Genomic DNA, 6,282 nt, shown 5'->3' on the forward strand with positions numbered 1-6,282 from the left:
CAGAAACATTCCTTTATTCTGATTTATTTCTCGCTAGAAGGATGGAAGAGGGATATCTACAATTTTGACTTGCTGTATGCCCTACGTGTTCAATATTCATGGACAAGTTGTCAGTGCTTTCTGGAAATGACTCTAAGCATACTCCCGTAATACATAGCCAACTCCCCGAACAGTATGTAGTAAACGTTTTGGGTTGTTGGCTTCTAACTTAATTCGCAAAGCTCGAATATAAACTTCAATAATGTTAGATTCACCCATAAAGTCATAACCCCAAACCTTTTCAAGAATCTGATCACGGGTGATGACTTGTCGGGGATGACGAAGGAGAAATTCTAATAGGTCAAACTCTTTAGCCGTCAATTCAATTAGTTGCTGACTGCGATAGACCTCACGAGTGAGTCGATTTAACGTCAGATCTTCAAACCCTAGTAAGTCGGGTTCTTCTGGATGGGTACGCCGCAGACGGGCTTTCACCCTAGCTAGTAGTTCTTCCATGCTGAACGGCTTGGTTACGTAATCGTCGGCTCCGGCATTCAGACCTGCGACGCGATCGAGGATTTCATCCCTAGCTGTCAACATAATAATGGGCACTTGAATGCCTGTTTTTCGTAGTCGCAGGCAAAGATCTAAGCCGGAGATACCAGGAAGCATCCAATCTAAAATCAATAGGTCAGGCTGAAGATCCCGTGCTATTGATAGACCATCCATGCCATTCGAGGCAACAGTGATCTGATAACCTTCTAAACTAAGCTCAGCCCGAACAAATTCTGCCAATTTGGGGTCATCTTCAACTAGAAGAATGTGATCAGTCATAGATTAAGTACCAATTAAAAGGCTTAGAATGCCAAAATCAAGGGTGCCATAGAGGAAGAGTTATGGTAAATATGCTACCTTCTCCAGGTTTGGAGCGGAGAGTAATGCGACCATTCATTCCTTCAACCAGGCTTTTCGCGATCGCTAACCCTAATCCAGTCCCATCCCTGGAACGAGTCATTGACTCATCCACCCGATAAAACCGTTCAAAAATCCGCTGTTGGTGGGGCAACGGAATGCCAATGCCGCGATCGCGCACATGAATCAGGGCACACTGATCGTCTTTTTCCAGGATTAAGTTAATGGGTTGTTTTGATGCTGAATATTTGATGGCGTTATCTACCAAATTAATCAGTACTTGTTGTAGGCGGTCTTGATCCGCACAAGTCACCACATCTTCCTCGGTTGCCAGTACATGAATCAACCGGTTGCTGACCTTTTGACTCATAGCTGCCACTTCTGCTACCAATGTATTCAACATGATGGGATTTAGCCGAAAGTGCAGATGCCCACTATCTGCCCGCGCCAGATCGAGCAAATCCTGCAACATGCGAATGGTGCGCTCGGTTTCGGCGGTAGCGGTAGCAAGTGCCTGCTGTTGATAGGTACTTAAGTTATCACTCCGGCGTAGATGGGTTTACCATTCACCATTAAAGGGTTGCCACACAACACAATGTAGCGGTTGCCAAAGTGGACAACGGTTGGTTTTTCCGGCATCTCCATTACAGATGGCAGATCACGGATCAAGGGTAAGGTAGTAAACTACCCAGCACAACAGTCGAGAGTGTAACCAACTCCAGTGTTAAGCGAAACTGCAACGATGATGGCAGAATTTGCTTACCCGTTAATGTATTGACAATACCTCTGATAGTACGGCTGAGCTTCATGGATTCATCACAGGAGAAAAGCAAGGGCTAAAAGTTTTTTGCAGTGAATCGGTTCAGGTCAAACTCAAATCGCTGGTCATAGTTAGTTTCGCCATAGAGATTAAAGCTAATCGTCGGCTGATCGCCGATCGCTTCTACCTGGTGAATGGCATCCGGCATTAAACACAGAATGCCTCCAGGAGAAAGTAAAAGATCTGCGGCTAATTCAATCCTATCGGAAAATTCTGAAGTGGGTGATCGCTGCCAGAAGGTATTTTTTTCCTGTCCACTTAACAGGGCAACCACTCCCCAAGTGGCATGGTTATGAATCGGCGAAGTTACCCCTGGTGCCCAAGCCACAAGCTGCACTGTAAGCGGGAAAAATGGTTCGTCATAAAGCATTGTTACTTCCCAACCCAGGTCAGGATCAGGTTCTAGCGGCATGATTTGTAACCATGCAGAACTGGTTAACAGTTTGCGAACCAGTGGGCAAATTGCCTAAAGCTGTAACAAATCATCAGTGCAATAGTGTAGCACATCTTCCAGGTCAGTCAAAAAGCGGTACAGTCGATAGGAATCAGTTTCATAATCATGTTGATATACTTCTACAAAAGGCTTGCACTGTCCGTCATTTTGTACTAACCAGTCTTGTCCAGTCATCAGTTTCAACCTGTTATAAGATTGATAGAACTAAGGATTGCCATACTCCAATTGAGGCAAAATCTCTGAAGTTTGTATGATCGTTACAGTCTCAGATACGAAGCAAAACTATCTCCACTTTAGACAATCTCGTCTAGATGTACGTGATCCGTGGCTAATTCCTAGATGAATTTTTGCTGAAGAGCACAGTCGGTAAGTTATTGGGCAATTTTCTTTAGCACCCGCTCATCGCTTATTCATCTCGCCCTCATCTGACCCACCTTAAATCAGTCCAGTTGCCGCTAAATAACGGTTGATCATCATTCTGTTGCCATCTCCAATGATCTCTCCAGAGCCATGATACCCACAAAGCGGTAAATCCCAGTATCATCTCGAGGTAAACCACGATGACTAAGAATCTGAAGTCCTTAAACTCTTTACATACTCAAAATAATATAGATACGAAAGGTTTAATAGAAAATACAAAAGATTTAATAGAAAAACCCAAGCAACAAACAGGCAACCTCTCTTTATCAGACATAAATCGAAAGGCTCATAAGAGCATTAGATACCGTCAGATACTAGAATCTGGAGGACATATCAGCTGTTGAGATAGCGTTTTATAAAAAGTAAAAAATAAATCTTTAAAAAGGTGAGATTACATTAAACAATAAATCTCACCTTTTTATTGAAAAAGAATTTTTATGAAATGAATCATCAACCTAAAATATTTATTTTTTCTGTTTGTAAACATAGATTTAGCAAAATTTCAAAATTTTATTTGACATCCATTCAGCTTTCATCTGTCACTCATTCTTCTGAAATTTAATCGATATCATAGTAATTCAAGAAGTCAGTCTTGATACTGTTCGCCAATCAGTTTTAGTGTTTCAAATTGCAAGGAGTAAACTATGTGTAAACAGCCAACGTTATGGCTTAGTCTGTGTGTCAGTAGTCTGGTCGTTGCCGTATCCCTAGTTGCTGCTACAACGATGCAAAGCTCGGCAACTCCTGCTTCAGCGATCGCGCAAATGAACCCCTGCGCCTCTAAGAACCCCTGCGCTTCTAAAGGGGGCAATATAGGTGGATCTCTGGCAAGACAACTACAGGGAAAACCAGTAGTCGTTGATATTTACGCCAGTTGGTGCCCGGCTTGCAAGAATATAGCCCCGACTCTTTCTCAATTGAAAAAAGAATATGGTGGAAAGGCTCACTTTATAGTTTTGGATGTCAGTGACAAAACCAAAGCCAGTCAGTCAGCAGCCAAAGCCAATCAATTGGGGCTGGGGCAGTTTTTTGCCGCAAACAAAGCCCAAACAGGCATGGTTGCTATTATTGATCCGGCAACAGGCAAGATCCTGGCGCAACACCGAAACAATGCCAACTTGGCGGCTTATACAACCGTGCTGGATGCCGCGATCGCGCAATAGATTGCACCAATAAGATCACTCTTTCAGCGTGACCTATTGCCCTGGCTTTAAGGAACTTTCCGTTGCTCGTTCACATTTGCATACAAGGAGAATTGCATGGCACCTAGTCATCAGTCAGAGCTTGAGCCGAAGGCTACTCGACGATTTAGATGGTCAAAATCAGGCAAAAGATGGTTAATTTATGGCGGTTTGGGATTGCTGGCGCTGATTCTGGTTCTCACACTGGGATCTGTCATCAGTCATCCGATCGAACAACTTATTTCCATCGTTGAAAACCGCTATCAGCAATGGTTTGATCAGCAAGATACAACGAATCCTTTCATCTTACTCCCCCTCGCCTTTGTCGGTGGGGTATTGGCTAGTGTCTCCCCCTGCATTCTAGCGTTGCTACCCGTCAACCTCAGCTACATTGGCACCTTAAAGATTAAATCCCGCTGGGATGCTTTTGTGAAAGCAGGCTTATTTGTTCTGGGTGCAGTTACCATTTTGAGCTTATTTGGCCTAGTTTCCTCCTTCACCGGAGCCGTGATGGTGGAGTACCGGGGCTACATCAACGTCGTTGTCGGACTGATTATGGCAGTGATGGGGCTATGGTTAATGGGCCTGGTCAAATTGCCCTTGCCTGAGCTAGATGTGAAAATGCCCCAGGCAGGGCCCTACGGAGTGGGGCTAACCTTTGCCTTGGTGAGTTCTCCCTGCGCCAGTCCAGTATTGTTTGCAGTGCTGGCGGCAGCAGCGGCAACCGGATCTCAGATTTTAGGTACTCTGACGATGGTGAGCTATGCCCTGGGTTACACCATTCTAATTTTTCTGGCCAGTTTGTTTACTGGGCTGGCAAAACAAAGTAATCAGTTGTTGAAACATTCCGAGACCATCATTCGCTTCGGCAGCGTTGCTCTGATTCTGACTGGAGTGTACTACCTGTTTACAGGCACTCGGTGGTTGTTCATGGGAGGCTAGGGTGAAATGATTGAGAATCTTGTCATTATTGGTTCTGGGCCAGCAGGGTATACAGCGGCAATCTATGCTGGACGCGCCCGACTAAAGCCAAGTGTATTTGAAGGGTTTGAAGCCGGTGGGGTTCCCGGTGGTCAGTTGATGACGACGACCGAGGTAGAAAATTTTCCTGGGTTTCCTGAAGGCATTCAAGGTCCCAAGCTCATGCAGCGGATGCGTCAACAGGCGTTGCGCTGGGGGGCTCAACTCATTACCGATGATGTGGTTGCAGTAGACTTCCAGCAGCGTCCATTTAGGGTCATCTCCACTGAACAGGTTGTCTACGCCCACGCGGTCATTATCTGCACGGGGGCAACGGCAAAACGACTGCATCTTCCAGGTGAAGAAACCTTTTGGAACAATGGCATTTCTGCCTGTGTCATTTGTGATGGCGCCAGTCCTCTGTTTCAAGGTGCTGCAGTGGCTGTGGTCGGGGGTGGTGATTCAGCGGCAGAAGAGGCATTGTATTTGACGAGATATGCTCGGCAAGTGCATCTCTTGGTAAGACGAGATCGCCTGCGAGCCTCTAAAACCATGCAGGAGCGACTGCTAAATCACCCCCAGATTCAAGTGCATTGGAATTGTGTTCCTCTCAGTACTCACGGTGATGAAGTTCTACGCTGGGTTCGCGTTCAGGATACGCAGACAGGATCCGTGTCTGAACTAGCTATCAGTGGCTTATTCTACGCGATCGGGCATACACCCAATACCCAACTCTTTCAAGGACAATTGCTGCTTGATCAATCTGGCCACATCCAAACTGACGGCAAGAGTACTGCCACAAATATTCCGGGAGTCTGGGCAGCTGGTGATGTGCAAGACCATCACTATCGTCAAGCGATTACTGCCGCTGGAACAGGGTGCATGGCAGCGATCGAAGCTGAACGCTGGTTAGCTGAACATCACTCTCTTGCGGCGTTGTCTGTAGCATAATTCCTCATTTCATCCATCAACTCAGTATTTTAAGGTGAAGTCATCATGTCAGAATCCTTATCAACCAACAAGATCTTTGGCGAAGGTGTCAGTGACCTGACCCAATTGCAACAAGCATCCAAAAATCCAATTTTGGTGAAATTTGTTGCTCCTCATTGTCCCTCTTGTGAAACCCTTGCTCCAGTCTTACAACAACTTGTGACGGATCATGCAGGAAAGTTGCATCTGGTCACCATCGATATGACAGAAGATCCTGGATTTGCCATGGAATTGGGGGTGAGGAGTGCTCCCACAGTGGTGTTGTTTCAAGGAACCAAGGTTCTGGAGCGAATTGCTGGATTAAAACCGAAAAAGCTCTATGCAGAAGTCATTCAAAAGGTTCTCCAGTAAAGCTCTAGTAAAGTTTTAGTCTTTGTGTTTGTATAGCTTGGAGAAAATAATTATGAGCTTAATGGATGATTTAGCCCATGATTCTGGCTATAGTCGTTTTAGCCGCTGTATTTGTAGCTGCCTGGTTTGCAGGTAATGACACACTGAACAGCATTGTACGGCAGCAGCCCATTTGGATCACCCCATCATTCTCAGGTTTCCTGGAAGTACTGGAA

Annotated in this window: 9 protein-coding genes; 5 read left to right on the forward strand and 4 right to left on the reverse strand. The window is 45.4% G+C overall.

The annotated features are described in order from the left end of the window. Positions 1–52 precede the first annotated feature (52 nt). Positions 53–130, forward strand: a complete 78-nt coding sequence (gene nrtS / locus ACUVQO_RS21940) for a nitrate/nitrite transporter NrtS (RefSeq protein WP_445927959.1) — start codon at positions 53–55, stop codon at positions 128–130. A 2-nt stretch (positions 131–132) separates the two neighbouring features. On the opposite strand, the gene ACUVQO_RS21945 is transcribed toward nrtS, so the two are convergent. The 4 genes from ACUVQO_RS21945 to ACUVQO_RS21960 form a co-directional block, all read right to left on the reverse strand. Continuing rightward, positions 133–813, reverse strand: a complete 681-nt coding sequence (locus ACUVQO_RS21945) for a response regulator transcription factor (RefSeq protein ID WP_445927951.1) — start codon at positions 811–813, stop codon at positions 133–135. A gap of 37 nt (positions 814–850) precedes the next feature. Next, positions 851–1,363: a sensor histidine kinase gene (locus ACUVQO_RS21950; protein WP_445927952.1), complete on the reverse strand. Its 513-nt coding sequence runs from the start codon at positions 1,361–1,363 to the stop codon at positions 851–853. A 364-nt stretch (positions 1,364–1,727) separates the two neighbouring features. Beyond that, the gene (locus ACUVQO_RS21955) at positions 1,728–2,123 is read right to left on the reverse strand and encodes a cysteine dioxygenase family protein (protein ID WP_445927953.1); all 396 of its coding nucleotides are present in this window, start codon (positions 2,121–2,123) and stop codon (positions 1,728–1,730) included. Between the two features lie 54 nt (positions 2,124–2,177). After that, positions 2,178–2,339, reverse strand: coding sequence for a hypothetical protein (locus tag ACUVQO_RS21960; RefSeq protein WP_445927954.1), 162 nt, complete (start codon positions 2,337–2,339; stop codon positions 2,178–2,180). A gap of 890 nt (positions 2,340–3,229) precedes the next feature. Here ACUVQO_RS21960 and ACUVQO_RS21965 point away from each other — a divergent pair. The 4 genes from ACUVQO_RS21965 to ACUVQO_RS21980 all read left to right on the forward strand — a co-directional run bounded on the left by ACUVQO_RS21965 (position 3,230) and on the right by ACUVQO_RS21980 (position 6,067). After that, complete coding sequence (locus tag ACUVQO_RS21965; RefSeq protein WP_445927955.1) at positions 3,230–3,748, forward strand: thioredoxin domain-containing protein; 519 nt, start codon at positions 3,230–3,232, stop codon at positions 3,746–3,748. A gap of 96 nt (positions 3,749–3,844) precedes the next feature. Next, on the forward strand, positions 3,845–4,708 hold the full coding sequence (locus ACUVQO_RS21970) for a cytochrome c biogenesis CcdA family protein (RefSeq protein ID WP_445927956.1): 864 nt from the start codon (positions 3,845–3,847) through the stop codon (positions 4,706–4,708). 6 nt (positions 4,709–4,714) lie between these two features. Next, positions 4,715–5,677 carry a thioredoxin-disulfide reductase gene (trxB, locus tag ACUVQO_RS21975; protein ID WP_445927957.1) on the forward strand — a complete coding sequence of 321 codons (963 nt, stop codon included), beginning with the start codon at positions 4,715–4,717 and terminating at the stop codon, positions 5,675–5,677. Between the two features lie 45 nt (positions 5,678–5,722). Beyond that, positions 5,723–6,067 (forward strand): thioredoxin family protein, encoded by a 345-nt coding sequence (locus tag ACUVQO_RS21980; protein ID WP_445927958.1) that lies wholly within the window; start codon positions 5,723–5,725, stop codon positions 6,065–6,067. Positions 6,068–6,282: the final 215 nt, after the last annotated feature.

This window comes from Leptodesmis sp. (assembly GCF_052746595.1).

Excerpts from the sequence above, each read along its gene's own strand:
- ACUVQO_RS21960 (WP_445927954.1), bottom strand. The coding sequence starts at position 2,339 with ATGACTGGACAAGACTGGTTAGTACAAAATGACGGACAGTGCAAGCCT.
- trxB (WP_445927957.1), top strand. The coding sequence starts at position 4,715 with ATGATTGAGAATCTTGTCATTATTGGTTCTGGGCCAGCAGGGTATACA.
- ACUVQO_RS21970 (WP_445927956.1), top strand. The coding sequence starts at position 3,845 with ATGGCACCTAGTCATCAGTCAGAGCTTGAGCCGAAGGCTACTCGACGA.
- ACUVQO_RS21965 (WP_445927955.1), top strand. The coding sequence starts at position 3,230 with ATGTGTAAACAGCCAACGTTATGGCTTAGTCTGTGTGTCAGTAGTCTG.
- ACUVQO_RS21980 (WP_445927958.1), top strand. The coding sequence starts at position 5,723 with ATGTCAGAATCCTTATCAACCAACAAGATCTTTGGCGAAGGTGTCAGT.
- ACUVQO_RS21945 (WP_445927951.1), bottom strand. The coding sequence starts at position 813 with ATGACTGATCACATTCTTCTAGTTGAAGATGACCCCAAATTGGCAGAA.
- ACUVQO_RS21950 (WP_445927952.1), bottom strand. The coding sequence starts at position 1,363 with ATGTTGCAGGATTTGCTCGATCTGGCGCGGGCAGATAGTGGGCATCTG.
- ACUVQO_RS21955 (WP_445927953.1), bottom strand. The coding sequence starts at position 2,123 with ATGCCGCTAGAACCTGATCCTGACCTGGGTTGGGAAGTAACAATGCTT.